General features: G+C 72.1%; 17 protein-coding genes and 1 riboswitch. Of the genes, 10 read left to right on the plus strand and 7 right to left on the minus strand.

Features of this window, described 5'->3' with window-relative positions; genetic code table 11:
• Positions 1-60 precede the first annotated feature (60 nt).
• Positions 61-1305: an MFS transporter gene (locus AB0N68_RS14970; protein WP_280569778.1), complete on the plus strand. Its 1245-nt coding sequence runs from the start codon at positions 61-63 to the stop codon at positions 1303-1305.
• Between the two features lie 22 nt (positions 1306-1327).
• Positions 1328-2050, plus strand: a complete 723-nt coding sequence (locus AB0N68_RS14975; RefSeq protein ID WP_280569775.1) for a DUF6882 domain-containing protein — start codon at positions 1328-1330, stop codon at positions 2048-2050.
• 80 nt (positions 2051-2130) lie between these two features.
• Here AB0N68_RS14975 and AB0N68_RS14980 read toward each other — a convergent pair whose 3' ends face one another.
• Positions 2131-3009 carry a bifunctional methylenetetrahydrofolate dehydrogenase/methenyltetrahydrofolate cyclohydrolase gene (locus tag AB0N68_RS14980; protein ID WP_187663480.1) on the minus strand — a complete coding sequence of 293 codons (879 nt, stop codon included), beginning with the start codon at positions 3007-3009 and terminating at the stop codon, positions 2131-2133.
• The gene (gene glyA, locus AB0N68_RS14985) at positions 3006-4280 is read right to left on the minus strand and encodes a serine hydroxymethyltransferase (RefSeq protein ID WP_268777159.1); all 1275 of its coding nucleotides are present in this window, start codon (positions 4278-4280) and stop codon (positions 3006-3008) included. The genes AB0N68_RS14980 and glyA overlap by 4 nt, the downstream gene beginning before the upstream one ends.
• A gap of 38 nt (positions 4281-4318) precedes the next feature.
• Positions 4319-4403: riboswitch (ZMP/ZTP riboswitch) on the minus strand.
• Positions 4404-4520: 117 nt separating this feature from the next.
• On the opposite strand from glyA, the gene AB0N68_RS14990 reads away from it, so the two are divergent.
• The 6 genes from AB0N68_RS14990 to AB0N68_RS15015 all read left to right on the plus strand — a co-directional run bounded on the left by AB0N68_RS14990 (position 4521) and on the right by AB0N68_RS15015 (position 11891).
• Positions 4521-6032 carry a beta-N-acetylhexosaminidase gene (locus tag AB0N68_RS14990; protein ID WP_187663479.1) on the plus strand — a complete coding sequence of 504 codons (1512 nt, stop codon included), beginning with the start codon at positions 4521-4523 and terminating at the stop codon, positions 6030-6032.
• Positions 6029-7201, plus strand: coding sequence for an N-acetylglucosamine-6-phosphate deacetylase (locus AB0N68_RS14995; RefSeq protein WP_280569763.1), 1173 nt, complete (start codon positions 6029-6031; stop codon positions 7199-7201). Before AB0N68_RS14990 ends, AB0N68_RS14995 begins: the two co-directional genes overlap by 4 nt.
• 506 nt (positions 7202-7707) lie before the next feature.
• Positions 7708-9735: a sigma-70 family RNA polymerase sigma factor gene (locus tag AB0N68_RS15000; RefSeq protein ID WP_280571744.1), complete on the plus strand. Its 2028-nt coding sequence runs from the start codon at positions 7708-7710 to the stop codon at positions 9733-9735.
• 9 nt (positions 9736-9744) lie between these two features.
• The gene (locus AB0N68_RS15005; protein WP_187663476.1) at positions 9745-10116 is read left to right on the plus strand and encodes a YrdB family protein; all 372 of its coding nucleotides are present in this window, start codon (positions 9745-9747) and stop codon (positions 10114-10116) included.
• 10 nt (positions 10117-10126) lie between these two features.
• Complete coding sequence (locus AB0N68_RS15010; protein ID WP_280569678.1) at positions 10127-11491, plus strand: FAD-binding oxidoreductase; 1365 nt, start codon at positions 10127-10129, stop codon at positions 11489-11491.
• Entirely contained in the window at positions 11484-11891 is a 408-nt protein-coding gene (locus AB0N68_RS15015; RefSeq protein WP_187663474.1) for an NUDIX hydrolase, read from the plus strand. Before AB0N68_RS15010 ends, AB0N68_RS15015 begins: the two co-directional genes overlap by 8 nt.
• Positions 11892-11901: 10 nt before the next feature.
• Here the strand turns inward: AB0N68_RS15015 and nagB are convergent, their stop codons facing one another.
• The 5 genes from nagB to AB0N68_RS15040 all read right to left on the minus strand — a co-directional run bounded on the left by nagB (position 11902) and on the right by AB0N68_RS15040 (position 19418).
• Positions 11902-12681: a glucosamine-6-phosphate deaminase gene (nagB, locus tag AB0N68_RS15020; RefSeq protein ID WP_187663473.1), complete on the minus strand. Its 780-nt coding sequence runs from the start codon at positions 12679-12681 to the stop codon at positions 11902-11904.
• A complete protein-coding gene (locus tag AB0N68_RS15025; protein ID WP_187663472.1) occupies positions 12674-13639 on the minus strand; it encodes an ROK family protein in 966 nt (321 codons plus the stop codon). Before AB0N68_RS15025 ends, nagB begins: the two co-directional genes overlap by 8 nt.
• Positions 13640-13670: 31 nt before the next feature.
• Complete coding sequence (locus tag AB0N68_RS15030) at positions 13671-14858, minus strand: ROK family transcriptional regulator (protein WP_187663471.1); 1188 nt, start codon at positions 14856-14858, stop codon at positions 13671-13673.
• Positions 14859-14937: 79 nt separating this feature from the next.
• Positions 14938-18210 carry a family 20 glycosylhydrolase gene (locus tag AB0N68_RS15035; RefSeq protein ID WP_280569684.1) on the minus strand — a complete coding sequence of 1091 codons (3273 nt, stop codon included), beginning with the start codon at positions 18208-18210 and terminating at the stop codon, positions 14938-14940.
• The gene (locus AB0N68_RS15040; RefSeq protein ID WP_280569687.1) at positions 18201-19418 is read right to left on the minus strand and encodes a type III PLP-dependent enzyme domain-containing protein; all 1218 of its coding nucleotides are present in this window, start codon (positions 19416-19418) and stop codon (positions 18201-18203) included. Before AB0N68_RS15040 ends, AB0N68_RS15035 begins: the two co-directional genes overlap by 10 nt.
• A gap of 25 nt (positions 19419-19443) precedes the next feature.
• Here AB0N68_RS15040 and AB0N68_RS15045 point away from each other — a divergent pair, with 25 nt between their 5' ends.
• A complete protein-coding gene (locus tag AB0N68_RS15045; RefSeq protein ID WP_187663468.1) occupies positions 19444-19848 on the plus strand; it encodes a RidA family protein in 405 nt (134 codons plus the stop codon).
• Positions 19849-19963: 115 nt separating this feature from the next.
• Positions 19964-21451 (plus strand): L,D-transpeptidase family protein, encoded by a 1488-nt coding sequence (locus tag AB0N68_RS15050; protein WP_280569691.1) that lies wholly within the window; start codon positions 19964-19966, stop codon positions 21449-21451.
• Positions 21452-21562: the final 111 nt, after the last annotated feature.

Genomic DNA, 21562 nt, shown 5'->3' on the forward strand with positions numbered 1-21562 from the left:
CCATCCGCGGCCGGAATGGGGCCATTTGCGCGATTCGAAGCGGCCGGGAAGGATGAGCCGGTGCACAGACTGGCGGCGATGCAGGACCGCAACTTCCGGTGGTTCTTCCTCGCGCGCGCCCTGACGCTCGTCACCGGCTCGATGTCGGCCATCGCCCTGGCGTTCGCGGTGCTCGAGATCGACAACGACGCCCGCTCGCTCTCGATCGTGCTCGCGGCCTTCACGATCAGCAACATCGTGTTCGTCCTGTTCGGAGGGGTCGTCGCCGACCGCCTCCCCCGCGCCCTCATCATCCAGTCCTGCTACGTCGTGGACATCCTGTCGGTCGGGGCGATGGCCGCTCTGCTGTTCACCGGCACGGCTACGGTCCCGCTCCTCGCGGTGCTGTCCGCGCTCAACGGCGCCTCGTCCGCGTTCGTGCTCCCGGCGATGCAGGGCATCATCCCGCAGCTGACCACTCCCGCGCACCTCCAGCAGGCGAACGCGATGCTGTCGTTCGTCCGCTCGGCCGTCACGATCGGCGGGCCGGTCATCGCGGGCGTCCTGGTCGCGACCGCGGGACCCGCGTGGGCCATGGTCGTGCAGGCGGCCGGCTGGCTGCTCGCGATCCCGGTCCTCGCCCTCGTGAAGCTCCCGCCGCCTGCGGCCTCCGGCGGCACCACGATGTTCCACGACCTCCGGGTGGGCTGGCGCGAGTTCTGGAGCCGCTCCTGGCTGTGGACGATCGTGCTGGCCTTCATGATCATGAACGCGATCCACGTCGGCGCCTGGGGCGTCGTCGGCCCCTACATCGCGAAGAACGACGATCGCCTCGGCATCTCCGGCTGGGGGTGGGTCGTGAGCGCGGAGGGCGCGGGGGTCCTGGTGATGACCCTGCTGCTGATGTGGTTCCCGCTCCGCCGCCCCCTGCGCTACGGGATGATCGGGATGGCGGTGTTCGCCCTGCCGCTCACCCTCCTCGGCGTGCACCCGGCCGTGGTGCTGCTCGCGATGGCCGCGTTCGTGGCCGGGGCCGGGGCCGAGGTCTTCGCGACCGGCTGGAACCTCGCGATGATGGAGAACATCCCCGGCGAGAAGCTCTCGCGGGTCGCGAGCTACGACATGCTCGGCAGCTTCGTCGTGATGCCCATCGGCACGCTCGTGTACGGCTGGCTGGTGACGCACGCGGAACCGGCCACCGTGCTCACCACCTCCGCCGTCCTCTACGCCACGATCGCCCTGGTGACGCTGCTCGTGCCCGCGGTATGGCGGATGGGGCGCTCCGCGGCGGCCGTCACGGAGCGCGCGGGAGTGGCGGATTCATAGCAATCCCGGCGAGACTGTGAGCATGACCTTCCCCCCGCTGCAGCCCCTCGCCGACCGTGCCGCCCTCTTCACCGCGCTCCGCCAGGACGCCCTCTCCGCGGCCGCCGACGCACTCGGCGAGCACCGGTGGGACGCCGATCTCGCTGCGGGGACCCTGACCTTCACCGCGAACGCCGACCCGACCCGGCAGCTCGTGACCCGCGCGCACCTCATCGCCACGATCGCCCCCGGTCCGCGCTCGCTGCTGTGGGCGTGGGCGCACCCGCAGGGCGACCCCCAGGGCGTCGCGGCACAGCTCCGCGCCTACGGCGAGCAGCACGGGATCGCCGAGCTCACCGCCCCCGAGGTCCCGTTCCCCGCCGATGCCTCGGGCGACGCGGACTGGATCGCCCGCGCGGCGCACACGATCGGCGGCGTCGCGGTCGAGCTCACCGGACGCTCCCCGTACTACTCGGCACCCGTCGACGGCGGCACCCGCGCGGTGTTCCTGCTCGACGCGCCGCTGGCCCCGCTCACGGTCGCCGACACGGTGGTGGCCCTCCCCCGCACCCTCGCGCAGACGCCCCTACCCGACGCCCGCACGGCCGTCTGGGACCTCGCCCGCCTCGCCGGGTGGACCCTCACCTGGACGGACGAGTCGTTCTCCGGCGCCACGGTGACGGATGCCTCGGGCACCGCGACGATCCGCTTCGACGAGCAGGCCCGGATCAGCGGCGTGGAGAGTTCGCTGCACGGCCAGGTCTGAGTCCGCAGAAACGCACGAACGCCGCAGGGATCACCGGGATCCCTGCGGCGTTCGCGTGAATCTGCGACGCGGCGCGGAGGTCAGACCGTCCGCTCGGCCGCCTCGACGACGTTGGTCATGAGCAGGGCGACGGTCATCGGCCCCACCCCTCCCGGATTCGGCGACAGGTACCCGGCGACGTCGGCGACCTCGGGAGCGACGTCGCCGAACACGAGGTTCTTCCCGGTCTCCGGGTCCGTCTCCCGGGTCACGCCGACGTCCAGCACCGCGGCTCCGGGCTTGACGTCCTCGGCGCGGATGAGGTGCTTGACCCCCGCGGCCGCGACGATCACGTCGGCCTCCCGCAGGTAGCGCGGCATGTCGACCGTGCCGGTGTGCGTCAGCGTGACCGTGGCGTTGAGGTCGCGACGGGTCAGCAGCAGCCCGATCGAGCGCCCGATCGTGACACCGCGACCGACGACCACGACGTGCTTGCCCTTGAGGTCGTAGTCGTTGCGCAGCAGCAGCTCGATGACCCCGCGCGGGGTGCACGGCAGCGGCGTGTGGATCGGCGCGTTGACATTGAGGACGAGGCGTCCGAGGTTGGTCGGGTGCAGCCCGTCCGCGTCCTTCGCCGGATCGATCCGCTCCAGGATCGCGTCGGTGTCGAGGTGCTTCGGCAGCGGCAGCTGCACGATGTACCCGTGGCAGGCGGGATCGGCGTTGAGCTCGTCGATCAGCGCCTCGACGTCGGCCTGGGTGGCGTCGGCCGGCAGCTCGCGCTGGATCGAGTTCATCCCGATCGCCTCGGACTGCCGGTGCTTCATGCCCACGTAGAGCTGCGAGGCGGGGTCGGCTCCCACCAGCACCGTGGCGATGCCGGGGGTGACGCCCTTCTCCTTCAGCGCCGCGACCCGCTCCGTCAGCTCGGCACGGATGTCGGCCGCCGCCGCCTTGCCGTCGAGGACGACCGCGGTCACTGCTGCAGGTCCGGGTAGAGCGGGAAGGCCGCGGCGAGCGCGTCCACGCGGGCACGGAGCGCCTCGATGTCGGCACCGGGGAGCAGCGCGAGGGCGATGATGTCGGCCACCTCCGTGAACTCGGCGTCGCCGAAACCGCGGGTCGCAAGCGCGGGCGTGCCGATGCGGAGGCCCGAGGTCACCATCGGCGGACGCGGGTCGTTCGGCACGGCGTTGCGGTTCACGGTGATGTGGATGTCGTGCAGGAGGTCTTCGGCCTGCTTGCCGTCGATCTCGGCGTCGCGGAGGTCGACGAGCACGAGGTGGACGTCCGTGCCGCCGGAGCGGACAGCGATGCCGGCGTCCTTCACGTCCTGCTGCGACAGGCGCTCGGCGATGAGCTTCGCACCGCGCAGCACGCGCTCCTGGCGCTCCTTGAACTCCGGCGTGCTGGCGAGCTTGAAGGCGGTCGCCTTCGCCGCGATCACGTGCATGAGCGGACCGCCCTGCTGGCCGGGGAACACCGCGGTGTTGATCTTCTTGGCGAGGTCGGCGTCGTTGGTGAGGATGAAGCCCGAGCGGGGGCCGCCGATGGTCTTGTGCACCGTGGAGGACACGACGTGCGCGTGCGGCACCGGGTTGGGGTGCAGACCGGCGGCGACCAGACCCGCGAAGTGCGCCATGTCGACCCAGAGGATCGCGCCCACCTCGTCGGCGATGGCGCGGAACGCGGCGAAGTCCATCGTGCGCGGGTAGGCGGACCACCCGGCGATGATGACCTTGGGCTTGTGCTCGATGGCGAGGCGGCGGACCTCGTCCATGTCGATCGTCGAGGTCTCGGCGTCGACCCCGTAGGCCACGATGTCGTACAGGCGGCCGGAGAAGTTGATCTTCATGCCGTGCGTGAGGTGGCCGCCCTGGTCGAGCGAGAGGCCGAGCAGGGTGTCGCCGGGGCGGGCGATCGCGTGCAGGACCGCGGCGTTCGCCGAGGCACCGGAGTGCGGCTGGACGTTCGCGAACTCGGCGCCGAACAGGCTCTTGGCGCGGGAGATGGCGAGCTCCTCCGCGACGTCGACCTCCTCGCAGCCTCCGTAGTAGCGACGGCCGGGGTAGCCCTCGGCGTACTTGTTGGTGAGCACGGAGCCCTGCGACTGCAGGACCGAGACGGGGACGAAGTTCTCCGAGGCGATCATCTCGAGGAAGGTCTGCTGGCGCTTCAGCTCGCGATCGAGGACCTCGGCGATCTCCGGGTCGACTTCGGACAGCGGGGCGTTGAAGTAACGGTCGGTCATGACGTGCTCCTTTTGACGACGGATTCGAAAAGGGTGTTCCTATCGGCCCAGGCGCGCGGTCGAATTCCGTGGTCAGTCGCTCCCCGGTGGTTGTCCACCCAGACGCCAGTCGCGACGGTTACGAGCATAGCCGATGCGCGACGCCGCGCACGCGGTCGTTTCGGGCGTCGTGCCCACCGCCTCCAGAATCGTTTCGATCGCCCTGTTCCCTTGCGGCGTTCCGGCGGCTAGGTTTTGTTCATGGTCCTACCTCTTGATCTGCCCCTCGTCCCTGCACCGGTGTCCGCGAAGGCCCGCGACGGACGCCTGCCGCTGTCCGCGACGACGCGTGTGCTCGGCTCCTCCCCCGCCGCCGGACAGCTGATCGACGCCGTCGCACGCCGCACCGGCCTCACCCTCACCGCGGCGGACTCCGGCCCCGCCGAGATCGAGTTGTTCGTCGATCCGGCATCCTCCGCGCCGGAGGGTTACACGCTCGAGATCGGCGACCGCGCCATCCTCATCGGCGCCGATGAGGCGGGGCTCTTCTACGGGGTCCAGACGCTGCTGCAGCTGCTGCGTGAGGACGACGCCGGCTGGGCGCTGCTCCGTGCCGACATCGCGGACGCCCCGCGCTTCGCCCGCCGCGGCGTCATGCTCGACGTGGCCCGGCATTTCTTCGGCGTCGACGACGTGAAGAGATTCATCGACAGCACCACCGCGCTGAAGTTCAACCACCTGCACCTGCACCTGACGGACGACCAGGGCTGGCGCGTGCACATCGACTCCTGGCCGCTGCTCACCGAGCGGGCGGCCACCACCGCGGCCGACGGCGCCCCCGGTGGCTTCTACACCAAGGACGACTACCGCGAGATCGTGGCGTACGCGGCTGCACGCCACATGATCGTGATCCCCGAGGTCGACCTCCCCGGGCACACCCACGCGATCGGCGTGGCCTACCCCGAGCTGGTCGAGGCCCCTGTCCTGAACGACGCACTGATGACCCAGTCCGAGCAGCTCGGCCAGCCGCTCCCGGTGGCCGGAGAGCCCTATCTGGGCTGGGGCGTCGGGCACTCCAGCGTGCGCATCCACGAGGAGGAGACGTATCGATTCGTCCGCGACGTCGTCCGCGAGCTCGCCGAGATGACCCCGGGGCCGTACATCCACATCGGCGGCGACGAGTCCCTCGGCACGCCCCAGGCCGACTTCGACCTCTTCGCGGAGCGCGCGACGGCGATCGTCGTCGAGGAGGGCAAGACCCCGGTGGCCTGGCACGAGATGGGCTCGGCTGCGGGCATCGCCTCCGGCACGGTCGGCCAGTACTGGGGTATGACGACGCCGACCGGAACGCACGCCGAGGAGGCCGCGCACTTCGTCGAGCGCGGCGGCGCCCTCATCATGTCGGCGGCGGATGCGACCTACCTCGACATGAAATACACCGCCGACTTCCCGCTGGGTCTCACCTGGGCCGCGATCATCGACGTCCGTCGCGCCTACGAGTGGGAGCCGACCGCTGTCCTCGACGTGCCCGACGAGGCGATCCTGGGAATCGAGGCGCCGCTGTGGTCCGAGACCACCCGCACGCTCGACGAGGTGGAGCAGCTCGTGTTCCCCCGTGCCGCCGCGCAGGCCGAGATCGCCTGGTCGCCGCGCGAGGGCGTCGGCCGCACGTGGGAGTCCTTCCGCGACCGACTCGGTGCGCTCGCACCGCTGTGGAAGGCTGAGGGGGTCGATTTCCACCCCGCCCCCGAGATCCCCTGGAGCGCCCGTTGAAGACCCTCTCCTCCGCGACCGGTTCCCTCGTCATCCATTCCGTCCGCCTCGTCGATCGCGGGGAGATCGCCGAGGACGCGTGGGTGCGCATCGAGGACGGCGTCGTCGTCGCGCGCGGCACGGGCACGGACTGGGAGCCCGCGACCGAGGTGGTGGACGGGACGGAGGTGGCAGGCCCCGGCGCGCTGCTCACGCCGGGCTTCGTGGACATCCACGGTCACGGTGGAGCGGGCGCCGCGTACGACGACGGGGTGGACGCGATCCGGACGGGGCGGAACCTGCACCGCGCGCACGGCACCACCAGGGCGGTCATCTCGCTCGTCACCGGCACGATCGACGACCTGGCCCGCAGCGTCGCCCTGATCGCCGCCCTGACCAGGACCGACGGGGACGTGCTCGGCTCGCACCTCGAGGGCCCGTTCCTCGACCCCGGTCACCACGGGGCCCATGAGCCCACGCTGCTCCGGCACCCCGTCGCGGCCGACGTGGCCCGGCTGCTGGAGGCCGGAGAAGGCACGGTCCGCCAGGTCACCATCGCTCCGGAGCTCCCGGGCGGGATCGACGCCGTCCGTCAGATCGTCGCGGCCGGCGCCGCCGCCGCCGTGGGTCACACCGATGCCGATGCCGCCATGGCCGTCGCGGCCTTCGAGGCCGGCGCCTCGCTGCTGACCCACGCGTTCAACGCGATGCCCGGCATCCACCACCGCGCTCCCGGCCCGGTGCTCGCCGCGGCCGCCGACCACCGGGTGATCCTGGAGGCCATCGCCGACGACGTCCACCTCGACCCGCACGTCGTCAAGCTCGTGTTCGACGCGGCCCCGCACCGCGTGGCGCTCATCACCGACGCCATGGCGGCCGCAGGGAGCGCCGACGGCAGATACGACCTCGGTGCGGTGAAGGTGACCGTCGAGAACGGCGTGGCCCGCGCCGACGACACCGGCTCGATCGCCGGCTCCACCCTGACCCAGGACGTCGCGCTGCAGCGGGCCGTGGCAGCGGGCGTCGATCTGCCGGAGGTCGTGCGTGCGCTCACGGAGACGCCGGCGCGGGCCATCGGGCGCGACGCCCACCTCGGCGCACTGCGTCCCGGCCTGCTCGGCGATGCCGTGCTGCTGGATGCGGAGCTGCGCGTCGCGCGGGTCTGGACAGGACCGGCGCTGCCCGCCTAGGCGTGCAGCGCTTCGCGCGACGCGCAGCGCTGCGGTCTCCGGTCGATCGGACGAGATGGCGGCGCCGGATTCCCCAGATCGACGTCGCGCTTCTCGCGAGGTGGGAGTGGAGGGCCGCCGTTCTCCCCAGATCGGCGGCCCTTTCCCTCCCGTTCGAGCGGGCGGGGCCGGGAGCTCCTCCCCCGAGGATCCCGACCCGCCCACTGGTGCAGTACCCCCCGCACCAGCGCCGGAACTCCGCCCCCCGGTGGAGTCCATTTCGGCTGTCTCTACGGGATGAGACGAGGGCCGGCCCGGTTCATTACGCGGTTCTCGGAAAAAAGTTCAGAAAGTTCTCGCCGGGCATCACCGCCGGGGCGCGGAGGGGTCCCCGAGCATCTGCTCCGAGTCCTCCCCGGGGGTGGCCACCGCGCCTGTTTCGCGAGAGAATGGACTGACCGCGTAATGAAAGACGCCTTCTCGCGTCTCTCCTCCTGGGGACGGTTGTGTGCCCCGGGACCAGATGGATGACCGTGCACCGAGAGAACACCACACCAGACGAGACCATCGGCGATGCCGACCTGATCCTCCGCGTCCGCTCCGGCGACAAGGGGGCGTTCGGGGAACTCTGGAGGCGGCACTATCCGTCCGGGATGGCCGTCGCGCGATCGGTGACCTCGTCGATCGATCCCGACGATCTGGTGCAGGAGTCCTACACGCGCATCTACCAGGCGATCCTCAAGGGCGGCGGCCCCAACGGCTCGTTCCGCGCCTACCTCTTCACCAGCATCCGCAACACCGCCGCGGCGTGGGGACGAGCACGTCGCGAGACCGCGATCGACGAGCTCGACACGGTGGCCGATCCGGACAGCACCGAGCACGCCACGAACGAGGCCCTCGACCGCAGCCTCACCGCGCAAGCCTTCCGCAGCCTCCCGTCGCGGTGGCAGGAAGTGCTCTGGTACACCGAGATCGAGCAGATGAAGCCGCAGGAGGTGGCTCCGCTCCTCGGGATGAAGGCCGGCGCGGTGTCGCAGCTCGCGTTCCGTGCGCGTGAGGGGCTCCGCGAGGCGTGGATCCAGGCGCACCTGCGGAGCGCGAGCCCCGGCTCCGAGTGCCAGTGGACGATCGAGCACCTCGGCGCCTACTCGCGCGGCAACCTCGCGACCCGCGACCACCGTCGCCTGGAGCTGCACCTCGACGAGTGTGCCCGCTGCATGATCGTCGCCGCCGAGGCCAAGGACGTCTCCAAGCGTCTCGCCCTCGTCCTGCTCCCGCTCGTCCTCGGCGCCACCGGGGCCTCCGGGTACCTCGCCGCCCTGCAGGGCGGTGCGCCGGTCCTGGCCGTGGCGGGGATGTCGTCCACCATCCCGGGCGCGGTGTTCGTCGGTGACGGCGGCATCGGCCAGGCCGCGGCGGCCACCTCCGGCGCGGGCGCAGCCGGCTCAGGAGCGGGATCGGCCGGCGGCGCCGGCTCGGGCGCGAGCACGGGCGGAGTCTTCACGGGCATGGGCGCCGTCGTCGGCGCCGGGTCGGCAGCCCTCGTGGTGGCCGGAGTGGTCGCCGCAGCGGCCATCGTCCCCGGACTCGCGGGCGCGAACCCGGCGACCTCCCTGCCCAGCGCCTCGGACACCGACCCGTCGTCGATCGCGACCGACATCGCCCCGGACTCCTCGCTGAACCTCGACGAGCCCGTGGTGATCGAGACGCCGGAGAACGACGAGACGCCTGCACCTCCTGCCGAGGAGGAGGCGGCGCCGCCCGTCTCCTCGGAGGCTGGGCCCGACACGGCACCCGCCGTCCCGGATGTCCCCGCGGCGCTTCCCGAGGCCACGCAGCCGCCCGTCGCTCCCGAGAACCCCGACAGTTCGCCGAAGCCTCCTGGCGACACCGGCGGTTCAGAGGCCCCTGCTATCCCGACTGACCCGCCCACATGGAGCACCGCCGAGGTCTGGCGCGACGAATACCTGAACTGGCACTACCTCGTGCCGGTCGAAGGTGTACCGAGAACTACCGTGCAGGCTCTCCTTTGTGTTGAGTCGGAAAACGTGATCGTGCAGGCCCTACTTTGCGATCATTGGGAGAACCTCAGTGTCGTGCTAGACAAGGACGGCAAAGGCACCATCGAGCTCCGACCCTCGCACGCCCAGTTCCTCTTCGCCAGCCTCGTACCGGTGACATTCCGGTACCTCCTCCCGTCTGGTGAGGCGGGCCCCTCGGCGGACACCACGCTTTACGCGTTGGAGCCCCCGGGGACGGGCGCCGATGAGCGCGCTGCGGCGGCTGCGCCTGTCGAGCAGACGGCGGTCGTCATCGGCGAGGCCGAGCCGGTGACCGCTCCGGTCGAGGCCCCGGCGCCCGCCGTCTCTGAGGACAGCGCGACACCCGCCGACGAGGTCGAGGCAGCTCCCGCACCCGTGGAGCCCGCGCCGGCGGAGCCCGCGCCGGCCCCCGAAGCTGCGCCGGCCGCCGAAGCTGCACCGGCCGCACCGGCCGAGGAGGCCCCGGCCACGGAGGCCCCGGCTCCGACCGAGGACGCTCCGGTCGCGGAATAGACTGGACGCATGACCCCGGATTCCGCCCCCGTCGCCGGCGTCGACCGTCCGGCCATCACGGCCCTCGACATCGTGCGCGTCGTCGTCCTCATCGTGGCGATCGCCTCGCTCGCCCTGTGGGGGTTCGCCAGCTGGGACCTGCCGTGGAGCATCGTCATCGGCGTCGGCGCCCCCGTGGTCACCCTGCTGCTGTGGGCGCTCTTCCTCTCGCCGCGGCCGGTTCTTCGCGTGCACCCCTTCCTCCGGGCGGTCGTCGAACTGTTCATCTACGTGGGCGTGACCATCGCCTGGTGGTCCATGGGGCAGGCCCTGATCGGCACCGCCTTCGCCCTGGTCGCCGTCGTCGCGGGCGTCCTCAGCGGACGCCGCGCCCTGGCATGAGCGCACGGTCGTGAGCGTCGTCTCGCTGCTCCGCGACGCCCTCGGGGCGCGCGTGGACGTCAGCGAGCAGGCGAGGCAGGACGCCAGGTCCGACAGGTCGGGTCATGCCGCGGTGGGCCTCCCGCAGGCCGTCGTCCATGCCGAGAGCGTGGACGACGTGCAGCAGACGATGCGGATCGCCACCGCCACGCGCACTCCCGTCGTCGTGCGCGGCGCCGGGACGGGGCTCGCCGGCGCCGCGAATGCGGGTGACGGCGAGATCGTCCTCTCCCTCCGCCGGATGGACGCCGTCCTCGAGGTGCGACCGGACGACCTCCTCGCCGTGGTCGAACCCGGGATCCTCAACGCCGACCTCAACGCGCACCTGGCCGCGCACGGCCTCTGGTGGGCCCCTGACCCCGCCAGCCGCGACATCTCGACGGTGGGTGGCAACATCGCGACCGGAGCCGGCGGACTCCTCTGCGCGAAGTACGGTGTCGTGCGGGATGCGGTCCTCGGCGTCGACCTCGTCCTCGCGGACGGTCGCCTGCTGCACCTCGGCCACCGCAGCGTGAAGGGCGTGACCGGGCTCGACCTCACCGCTCTCGTGGTGGGATCGGAGGGAACGCTCGGCGTCGTCGTCGGGGCGACGCTCAAGCTGCGCAGACTGGTGCCGGGCGAGACCTGCACGGTGACCGCGACCTTCCCCGGCGTGCGAGCCGCAGCCGCGGGTTCTGCCGCCGTGACCGCTGCGGGAATCCAGCCGGCGATCATGGAGCTCATGGATGCCGCCAGTCTCACCGCCGTCCATGCCCTCCTCGGGCTCCCGGCACCGACGCCGGGGGCCGCGCAGCTGACGATCCAGACCGACGGCCCCGCCGCCCGCGCGGAGGCGGAGGCCATCGCCGCGATCCTGAGCGCCCACGAGGGCGTCCCCGTGGTCTCGCACGACCCCGTCGAGGGCGATCGGCTGCTCGCGGTCCGGCGATCCATGCACGCCGCGATGGCGTCGCTCGGGACCACCCTCATCGAGGACGTCTCCGTGCCGCGGAGCGCCATGCCGGCGATGTTCGACGAGATCGCACGGATCGAGCGGGAGTTCGACATGGTGATCCCGACGGTCGCACACGCGGGCGACGGCAATCTGCATCCGAACTTCATCTTCGAGGGCCCGGAGACCCCGGCCCGGGTGTGGGAGGCGGCCGATGAGCTCTTCCGCGCCGCGATCCGGCTGGGCGGAACCCTCACCGGCGAGCACGGCATCGGCGTCCTCAAGAGACGATGGCTGGCCGACGAACTCGGCGAGGACCAGTGGCGCCTTCAGCGCGACATCGCGGCCGTGTTCGATCCGCTCGGCATCCTCAACCCCGGAAAGGTCTTCTCCCCCGATGCCTGACATCCACGTGAGCGCGGCCGTGATCGTCGATGCGGAGGGCCGCGTCCTGGTCGTCCGCAAGCACGGCACGACGCGCTTCATGCAGCCGGGAGGGAAGCCGGAAGCGGGCGAGTCCCCCGCCGAGACCCTCATCCGGGAGCTGCACGAGGAGCTCGGTCTCGAGCTCGCGGAGACCGACCTCCGGCCGCTGGGGCGCTTCGTGTCGGCGGCCGCCAACGAGCCGGGGCACCGCGTCGTGGCCGACGCGTTCTCGGCCTCGATCGATCCCGACGGGGTCCGGGTGCAGGCCGAGCTCGCCGAACTGCGCTGGATCACCCCGGCGGACGTCGCGACGCTTCCGCTGGCCCCGCTGAGCGTCGAGCACCTGCTGCCGCTCGCCTGGCCCGCCGCAGCGCGCTAGCCCGTCCGGGTCAGATGCCCTGCCAGGAGGGCTTGTTCGCGAACGTGTAGCGGTAGTAGTCCGCGAGCTGCAGCTTCGACGCGGCGGCTTCGTCGACGACGACGGTGGCGTGCGGGTGCAACTGGATGGCCGATCCGGGCAGCAGCGCCGTGAGCGGCCCCTCGACCGCGCCGGCCACCGCCTCCGCCTTGCCGGCGCCGAATGCCAGCAGCACGAGGTGGCGGGCCTCGAGGATGGTGCCGAGGCCCTGCGTGATGCAATGCATCGGCACGTCGTCGATGGAGTCGAAGAAACGGGCGTTGTCCTCGCGCGTCTGCTCGGTGAGGGTCTTCACCCGCGTCCGGGACGCGAAAGAGGACCCGGGCTCGTTGAACCCGATGTGGCCGTCCGTGCCGATGCCGAGGATCTGCAGGTCGACGCCGCCGGCCGCCGCGATGGCCGCGTCGTAGTCCTCACCGGCGTGCTGGATGGTGGCCTGCGCGCCGTTCGGCACGTGGATGCGCTCCGGGTCGAGGCCGAGCGGCTCCACCACCTCACGGGTGATCACGGAGCGGTAGCTCTCCGGGTGGGACGGGTCGATGCCGACGTACTCGTCGAGCGCGAAGCCGCGCACCTGCGACACGTCGCGTCCCGCGAGGCGGCTGCGGAGAGCCTGATAGACCGGCAGCGGCGTCGATCCGGTCGCGAGCCCCAGGACGGCGTCCCGACGGCTGTCGATGAGCTCGACGATCTCGGTGGCGACCAGGGCGCCGGCGGCCTCGGCATTCTCGACGATGACGACCTCAGCCATGCGGAACGATCTCCTTCTCAGAAATGGATGCGCCCACCAGAGCGGCGCCGAAAGCGGCGGCGGGGGAACCCGCGGGGAGCAGTTCGATTCTCTCATCCAGCCGCAGGGACTTCAGGAACGGTGACGCCTCGGCACCGGCGTGCAGGGCGGCACGGACCCCCGCCGCCAGCCGGCCGCCGAGAGCGGTGAGTCCCCCGCCGATGACCACGGTCTCGACGTCGGCCGACAGCACGAGCACGCGCACGGCCGCCGCGGCCCCGAAGAAGAGGTCCGCCTGCAGGGCCTGGGCGTGCGGATCGCCCGCGTCGGCCGCCTCGACGATGTCCTTGACGGGCAGCGCACCGGGACGTCCCCACGCCTTGGCCAGCGCCCCACCGCCGCAGAAGGTCTCCACGCAGCCGCGCTGCCCGCACCCGCACAGCCGGCCGCGCGGATCGACGGAGAGGTGTCCGACCTCTCCGGCGGTCCCGCGTGCGCCGCGCCAGATGCGGCCGTCCACCACGATGCCGGCGGCGACGCCGGTGCCGAGGTTCAGATAGGCCATGGAGCCGGCGACGTCGCTCAGGACCGCGGCGCCGAGCGCGGCGGCCTTCACGTCGTTCTCCACCCGGAACGGAACGCCGAGTGCGTGCTCGGCGCGCGCCGCGAGGTCGAGCGACTCCACCCCGAGATTCACGGCGTGCAGCACGCGGCCGGTCTCCGCATCGACGAGGCCGGGGATGCCGATGCCGGCGGATCCGACCGCGGACAGCGGCAGTCCGCTCTCCTCGGCAAGGGCGGCGACGGTCGACACGATGCTGTCGACGACGGCGTCCTCTCCCCACCCGGTCGGGCGGCGGAGGCGGGCGAGGATCGTCCCTGCCGGATCGACGGCGACGGCGTCGATCTTCGTGCCGCCGACGTCCAGGCCCACGCGAAGGGGCCGACCGGCGCGGTCGGCGGAGGCGGGGACGATCATCGGATGCCGTTCCCGATCATGGTCGCGGATGTCACGACACCCCCAGCTGCCCGGAGAGGACCATGACGGCGGCACCGCGGAGCACGATGTCGTCCTGACGGGTGAGCCGAACCATGACGTCCTCGAAGACGCCCTCGAGCGTCCGCGCGTGCAGCGTCTCGACGGCCGCGTCGATGAGCGTGCCGTCCAGCAGCTCGGCGGGCCCGGAGAGCACGACCTCGGACAGGTCCAGGGCGGCGACGATCGGGGCGATCGCGATCGCCATGCGCGTCCCGGAGTCGCGGAGGATCTCCTCGCGCGCGGCCGGGTCGGCGTCGAGCGCCTCCTGCATGCGACTCACGCTCAGCCATGCCTCCAGGCAGCCGATCTTGCCGCAGGCGCAGCGAGGGCCGCCGTCCGTGCCGACGACGACGTGACCGATCTCCCCGGCGGCGAAACGGCTGCCGAGGAGCGGCTGGCTTCCGGTGATCAGCCCAGCACCCACGCCTCGACCGATCTTGATCAGCATGAAGTCGGCCTCCGCCTCGCCGAACGTGTACTCGGCGAGGACCGCGGCATTGGCGTCGTTCCGTGCGAGCACCGGCAGGTCGAGGTCGGCGCTGAGCTTCGCCTCCAGCGGGAAGTCCGTCCAGCCGAGGTTGGGCGAGCTGAGGACGAGGCCGTCCGGGCGCACGACGCCCGGGGTGCCGATGCCGACGCCGAGCACCGGCTGCGTGGCGATCTCGACGAGGGTCTGCGCGAGGCCGCGGAGAGCCTCATACGCGGCATCGCCGTCCGGCGTCTCCGGACGCGGCACCTGCCGCCGCTCCAGCACGTCGCCGTCCAGGCTGAGGACGGCACCCTCGAAGGCGGTCGGACCGGAGAGGTCGAGCCCGATGATCTGATGCCCCACCCGATCGATGTCGATGAGGATGGGCGGCTTGCCGGGGCCGACGGCCTCGCGCACGCCGATCTCGACGACGATGCCGTCGGCGATGAACTCCGCGACCAGATCCGAGATCGTGACGCGTGTGAGGCCGGTCTCGCGGGAGAGGTCAGCGCGACTCATCGCCCCCGAGTGATACAGCGTCTGCAGCACGAGCGCGCGGTTGTGTCCGCGGGCGTGCTCGGGGAGCACCTTGGTGCGCGAGCGGAGATGCCGCGCGGGGCCGAAGGCGTGCGCGTTCGCGGCGACGAAGTCTGTCGTCGCCGAGGGGCGCTGATCATCCGAAACGGACATGTTTGTTAGTAGACCTTACGAACAGGATTTGTGCAACTGTTCCGCGCGATTCCGCGGGCAGTGTTACCGAAACGTGACATCATGCCGACCGCGGTGGTTCGTCGTCGGCCGCCATCCGGAGCAGCCGCTCGACGAGCCCGGCGACGATCCCCTCCCGGGTCTCGACGGTCATGGGTTTGCCGGGAACCCCCGGTCGCCGCTGCTCGGGCGACGGCCCGTCCAGCGGACGATACCGCACGCCCACCGCGGCGAGGCGCCGCAGATGCGTGGGCAGCCGCCGGGCGAAGTCCGCGAAGGGCGCGGGCTCTCCCCCGTCCCACAACCGCTCCGCGATCGCGGCGAGGCGCGGGAACATCGCGAAGTCGACCCGGTCCCTGCTCGGCAGGTGCTCCGTCCAGATGTTCGCCTGCCCGCCGACCGCGCCGTCGACGACCTCGAACGAGTACGCGCGCTCGATGGTCAGCGGGGGCCCGACGCGGATGGGCTCCTCAGCCGATTCGGACTGCGGGTAGTCGAGGTACACCTCGAGATCCGGGCACCCGACAACGGGGATCCCCCGCCGCAGTGCCTCGCGCATGGCGACCGGCCCGCGCCAGGCGAGGATGCGCACGCCCTCCGGGACCTCGCCCTCCAGCACCTCGTCCCAGGCGAGTGCCGTCCGTCCCCTGCGGCGGACGTGCGCGACGAAGTGCGCCGTGAACCAGGGCTGGACGTCGTGCGCGGCGGCCAGCCCGAGCTCCCGCATCCGCGCGGCGGCCGTGGCGCTGTCGGCCCATTCGGTCACCGGGACCTCGTCGCCGCCGATCCCGATCCACGCGGACGGGAACACGTCGCACAGCGCATCGATGGCGGCACGGCCGAAGGCCAGCGCCTCCTCGGTCGGCGCGAGGGTGCGCGCGTTCACGCCGAAACGCTCCCACGGCCCGGTGGGCGGCGTCCCGACGTCGAGGTTGCCCAGCTCCGGATACGCGGCGAGCGCGGCCTGGATGTGTCCCGGCAGCTCCACCTCTGGCACGAGAGTGACGAAGCGGTCGGCCGCATACCGCACGAGGTCGCGCAGCTCGGCGGTCGTGTAGAAGCCCTCGTGCACGCCGGGCTCGACCGTGGCCTCAGGGCCGTGGCCGCGTTGCGTGGCCTCGCGCCGCGCACCGACCTCGGTCAGGCGCGGATACCCCGGCACCTCGAAGCGCCAGCCCTGATCGTCCGTCAGGTGCAGGTGCAGGATGCTGAGGTGGTGATCGGCGAGCAGGTCGATGAGACGACGTACGTCTTCCGCAGGGCGGAAGTGGCGCGCCACGTCGAGCATCGCTCCACGCCAGGCGTAGGCGGGAGAGCCCTCCCAGCGCCCTGCCGGGATCGTCGCGGGGAGAGCGGGGTCGTGGTCCGGGTCGCGGAGCTGACGGAGCGTGGTCGCGCCGCGGAAGACCCCCTCCGGCGTCGCCCCCGCGATCTCGATCCCCGAGGCCGTCGCGGTCACGCGGAAGGCCTCGGGGCCATGGCGTCCTGCCGCGGATGCCGCGGCGCCCAGCTCCGGATCGATCACGAGGCGGATGGCGGGCAGCGTGTCGTCCGCTCCCCCGCCGCCGAGTCGTGCGACGGCCGCGGCCAGCTCCGGTGCCGCCTCGATCGGCGTCGACGGGGTCCATCGGAAGCCCGGAGCCAGGGAGTCGATCTCTGCGACGACGTGCGGCACCGTCGCGCGCGGCGCCGAGGGGGGCATCCGCAGCGCGCGGCCGGCGACCGCACCGGTGGGGTCGCCGTCGATGACGACCGGCACACCGCCGACGAGAACCTCGCGCACACCCTGCGGCGCACCGTGCGGGTGGTCGAACGTGGCTCCCGCCGCGATCGTCTCCGGGTCGAACAGCACCAGGTCGGCGGTGGCGCCCTCGCGGAGCACACCGCGCGGCGCGTCACCGCGGTCGAGGCCCAGGCGGGCGGCCGGGTTGCCGGAGAGATGGCGGACGGCCTCCTCGAGGCTCAGCACCCCCAGGTCCCTGACGTAGTGACCGAGGTAGCGAGGGAATGTGCCGCGGCCGCGCGGGTGCGGCCGGGCACCGATGAGGATGCCGTCGCTGCCTCCGGAGTGCCGCGGGTGCCGCATGATGGCGCGGACGTTGTCCTCGTCGCCGATGTGCATGAGCACGCCGGTGGCGCCCGCATCGGCGAGGATCGTGTCGATCACGACGTCCACGGCGCGCTGCCCGGTCTCCGCCGCGATGGCGGCGATCGTGCGGCCGACGAGGCCGGCCAGAGCGGGGGTGCCTGTCCCCGAGATCTGGATCACCGACCAGTCCGCCACCTCGCCGTGGAACCCGTCGCAGCCGATTTCCTCCAGCTCGACGCGGACGGCCTCGCGTCCCTCCGCATCCAGGCCGGCCAGGACGCCCAGCAGGTCGCCGGTCGCCGCCAGCCTGCTCGGCAGGAGCGCCGCGAGAGTGGTCGCCCCCGGGAGGTACGGGTAGGTGTCCAGCGTCACGTCGACGCCGTCGGCCGTCGCCTCGTCGACGAGCGCCAGCAGCTCCGCGGCACGCCCGCGGTTCGGCGCGAAGTTCATGGTCGCGTGCGTGAGATGGACGGGACACCCGGTACGGCGGCCGATCTCGATCGCCTCGCGATACGCATCCAGCGCCGCCCGCCCGTAGCTGCGGGTGTGCGGCGCCCAGTAGCCGCCGCGCTCCGCGACCACTCGGCAGAGCGCCTCCAGCTCGGCGACGTCGGCGTACATCCCCGGGGTGTAGGTCAGGCCGCTCGACATGCCGAAGGCCCCGGCATCCAGGGCCTGGCCGAGGAGGTCGGCCATCGCCACGATCTCGGCGGGGGTCGCCCGACGGTCATCGTGCCCGACCACCATCATCCGGAGGTTGCCCTGCGGCACCAGCACCGCGGCGTTGGCCACCGCGGCGACGTCGATCGCCTCCAGGAAATCGTCCATCGACCGCCACGGGACCTCCGCCGGCCGCCCGTTCCAGCCCGCGATCTGGGCGGGGATGACGGCGGCGGTCGCCTCGTCCAGCGGCGCGTAGCCCAGGCCGTCCTGGCCGAGCACCTCTGTCGTGACCCCCTGACGGATCTTGGCGTCGTGCGCGGCGCCCTGGAGCACCGCGAGGTCGCTGTGCGCGTGCATGTCGATGAAACCGGGCGCCAGGACGAGGCCGGACGCGTCGACCTCGACCGCGTCGTCCGGCAGCTCCAGCGTCGTCCCGTCGCCGTCGCGGATGACGGCGACGACCCTGGCCCCCTCCACCGCGACGTCCGCGACGAAGCGCGGGGCGCCGGTGCCGTCGACGACGGTCGCCCGCCGGTAGACGCGTACGAGGCCCGCCGCCGCCTTCTCCGCGCTCAGAAGCATGTCGCCACCGCCCCGATCACCCGCGGGTCCGCGGCGTCGGGGTCGTCGATCACGGCGACGACGCGCCACTTGTCGAACGCGGTGCACGGGTGCGAGAGGCCGAGGCGTACGACCTCGCCGACCGCGACGGTCGCCCCGTCGGCGGGTCGGAGGAAGGCGTGCTGGTCGTTCAGGGCCGTCACGGTGCCGGCGACCGACTGCGGCGCCGGGAGGTCGATGTCGAACGGCACGTCCCGCCGCCCGGCGTCGAGCAGGGCGAGGCCGGGTTCGGGCTGCGAGACCACCCGCGACCACGCGTGCATCGCGGAGCGCAGCGGGGCGGTGTGCGTGAGCGGACCGAACGGCGACATGCGGGAGTAGAAGCCGTCGTCGTGGATCTGGAAGGCACCGGAGCGCAGCACGACCTCGGCGTCCGCTCCCGCGGCGCCGAGGACCGCGGCGGCGCGATCGGGGAAGGAGCTGCCGCCCGCGCTGAGCACGGGGCGGACACCGTCGGGGTACTCCAGTCGGCGATGCAGCTCGACGAGGGTGGCCAGGAAACCGTCCACCGCGGCGACTGACGCCGCGGAGCGATCGGGGCCGAAGGGCCCTTCGTAGCCCGTCACTCCGGCGAGGCGGAGACCGGGGGCGGCCATGATCGCCGCGGCGATGCGCTCGCCCTCCGCCACGGTCCGCGCACCCGTGCGCCCCTGCGCACCGCCGAGCTCCACGAGCACGTCCAGCGGACGCGGGGCGTCCGCGAGGGCGTCGGCGAGGATCGCCACGCCGGCGAGGGAGTCCGCCCCGCACAGGATCCGCAGGCCTTCGTCGGCCGCGAGCAGCGCCCCGAGCTCACGGGCCGCAGCACCGTCGGTCACCCCGTTGGCGATGAGCACCGTCGGGACACCGGCGTCGACGGCGACGCGGGCCTGCCACGGCGTCGCCACGGAGATCCCCCAGGCCCCGGCGTCCAGCAAGCGCTGCCACAGCGCGGGCGCCATGGTGGTCTTGCCGTGCGGGGCGAGGCGGACGCCCTCGCGCGCGGCCCAGCCGAACACCGTGTCCTCGTTGTGCGCGATCGCGTCGGCATGCACCGTGAGCACCGGCGTGCCGAGGTCCGAGAGGCGCAGCCCCGCACCGGCGACCTCCGACAGACGCAGCCCCGCGGCGTGCGCCGGGAACCCCTTCGCCCAGGCGCCGAGGACGGGATCCGGAATTTGTAGAGGCATCTAACAAGGCTACTAGGCTGGCGGCATGACCGCGAAGACACGAGTTTCCACCGACGCCGCCCCCGCTCCCGCGCACACGTTCTCCCAGGGCGTCCGCAAGGGCCCGATCGTCCAGGTCTCCGGCCAGGGCCCCGTCGACCCGCAGACCAACGAGTACCTGTACCCGGGCGACGTCGCGGCGCAGACCACCCGCACGCTCGAGAACGTCAAGGCCATCGTGGAGGCCTCCGGCGCCACGTTCGACGATGTCGTGATGCTGCGCGTGTACCTCACCACGCGCGAGGACTTCCCGATCATGAACGAGGCCTACGGCGCGTTCGTCGAGGCCCACACGACCAGCGGCGTGCTGCCCTCGCGCACCACCGTCTTCACCGGTCTTCCCCGCGAGGAGATGCTCGTCGAGATCGACGGGCTCGCCGTCATCGACTGACCCCCGACACCCCTGGCGAACGGGGAGGCACCTTATCAGGACCGTTGCCTCCCCGTTACCAGCCATCCCGTACCATGGACGACAGGACACGTCGAGACTGCGGGGGGTGTAGTTCGTGACCGATCTGATTTCCACGCCGGGCACTGCGACGGGGGCACAGCCCGACGATGCGACCCCGACGAGCGTCCTGACGCCGGAGGCGGCGACCGACACGGTCCCGCCGCAGACCGGCGAGCAGCCCCTGGCCTGGGCTCCCGTCGAGCCGGCCCCGAAGAAGCGCCGCCTCGGCCTGTGGATCGGTCTCGGCCTCGGCGTGGTCGCGCTCGGCGCCGGCGCCGCCTCGATGATCCTCATCGCCCCCGGCACCACCGTCGCGGGCATCCCGGTGGGCTGGATGACTCCCGGTGCCGCCGCCGAGACGATCAGCTCGCACCTCGCCCAGACCGAGGTCACCCTCACGGGCGACGGCGACGACGCCGTGCTCACCGGCGCCGACCTGGGGGCGACCGCCGACGCCACGGCCCTCGCCGATGCCGCGTTCTCGGCGCATCCGATGTGGAATCTCGGCGCCTGGATGGGCGACCCCGTGCCCGCGGACATCGTCCTCGACCAGGAGACCGCATCCGCCGCGCTCCGGGCGGCCGTCCCCGGGAGCTTCGTCGACCCGGTCGACGCCGCCGTGGTCTTCGACGCCGCGAAGGGCACCTACACCGTCACTCCGTCCGTTCCCGGCACCGGTGTCGACGTGGCCGATCTGAACGCTGCTTTCGTCGAGGCTGTCGGCGACGGACGCACGACCTTCGAGTACCCGGGCGGCCCTGTCGAAGCACTGCCCGCCGTGTCCGACGACGACGCGACGGCGACCGCCACCACCCTCAACACCATGCTGTCCACCATCGGCTTCTACGTCGGCAAGGAGCGCACCGTCCCGGTCTCCCCCGCGGTCGCCGCGTCCTGGCTGACCGTGGTCGACGAAGACGGCCAGCTCCGCATCGAGGCGGATCCGGCGGCGATCCAGACCACCGTCGACACGCTGCCCGCCGCCGTGGACCGCGCGCCCGTGAACGCGACCAACATCGTCGACTCCGCGGGGAATGTGCTGCGCGCCGAGAAGGAGGGCGCCACCGGACGCGCCCTGGGAGACACCGACGGCATCGCCGACGACTTCGCGACGCAGCTCGCCGCGGGCGACGGCACCTTCGCGCTCTCCGTGACCGAGACGCCGTTCGAGACGACGAACCTGTTCCGCCGTGCGGAGATCAACCTCAGCACGCAGCGCGCCTACCTCTTCGAGAACGACAAGGTCGTGCAGTCCTGGGCGGTCTCGACGGGCCTGCCCGGTACGCCGACGCCGACCGGCAACTTCAAGGTCTTCGCGCACACGTCGATGCAGGACATGGGCTGCTACGAAGGTGCGCCGTACTGCACCGAGGACGTGCCCTGGATCACGTGGTTCGCCCCGAACATCGGCTTCCACGGCACCTACTGGCACAACAACTTCGGCAACCGGATGAGCCACGGCTGCGTGAACCTGCCGATCGACCTCGCCAAGTACGTCTACGACTGGTCCCCCGTGGGCCTCGAGGTCTCCGTCTACAACTGATCCGGTTCGCGTGCCGAGCACAGCTTCGGAGACGCGGAACGACACGCCGTCGAGGCGTCCCCTCTCCCAGGGCGTCGCGGTCGCGCTCCGCAGTCGTGCTCGGGCCTGGCG

The sequence above is a fragment of the Microbacterium meiriae genome (genome assembly GCF_040685015.1).
Taxonomy (GTDB): Bacteria; Actinomycetota; Actinomycetes; order Actinomycetales; family Microbacteriaceae; genus Microbacterium; species Microbacterium meiriae.

Bases quoted from the DNA above. Each gene is read 5' to 3' on its own strand.
- AB0N68_RS14975 (WP_280569775.1), top strand. From the start codon at position 1,328: ATGACCTTCCCCCCGCTGCAGCCCCTCGCCGACCGTGCCGCCCTCTTC.
- glyA (WP_268777159.1), bottom strand. From the start codon at position 4,280: ATGACCGACCGTTACTTCAACGCCCCGCTGTCCGAAGTCGACCCGGAG.
- AB0N68_RS14990 (WP_187663479.1), top strand. From the start codon at position 4,521: ATGGTCCTACCTCTTGATCTGCCCCTCGTCCCTGCACCGGTGTCCGCG.
- AB0N68_RS15000 (WP_280571744.1), top strand. From the start codon at position 7,708: ATGACCGTGCACCGAGAGAACACCACACCAGACGAGACCATCGGCGAT.
- AB0N68_RS15005 (WP_187663476.1), top strand. From the start codon at position 9,745: ATGACCCCGGATTCCGCCCCCGTCGCCGGCGTCGACCGTCCGGCCATC.
- AB0N68_RS15015 (WP_187663474.1), top strand. From the start codon at position 11,484: ATGCCTGACATCCACGTGAGCGCGGCCGTGATCGTCGATGCGGAGGGC.
- nagB (WP_187663473.1), bottom strand. From the start codon at position 12,681: ATGGCTGAGGTCGTCATCGTCGAGAATGCCGAGGCCGCCGGCGCCCTG.
- AB0N68_RS15025 (WP_187663472.1), bottom strand. From the start codon at position 13,639: ATGATCGTCCCCGCCTCCGCCGACCGCGCCGGTCGGCCCCTTCGCGTG.
- AB0N68_RS15030 (WP_187663471.1), bottom strand. From the start codon at position 14,858: ATGTCCGTTTCGGATGATCAGCGCCCCTCGGCGACGACAGACTTCGTC.
- AB0N68_RS15035 (WP_280569684.1), bottom strand. From the start codon at position 18,210: ATGCTTCTGAGCGCGGAGAAGGCGGCGGCGGGCCTCGTACGCGTCTAC.
- AB0N68_RS15040 (WP_280569687.1), bottom strand. From the start codon at position 19,418: ATGCCTCTACAAATTCCGGATCCCGTCCTCGGCGCCTGGGCGAAGGGG.
- AB0N68_RS15045 (WP_187663468.1), top strand. From the start codon at position 19,444: ATGACCGCGAAGACACGAGTTTCCACCGACGCCGCCCCCGCTCCCGCG.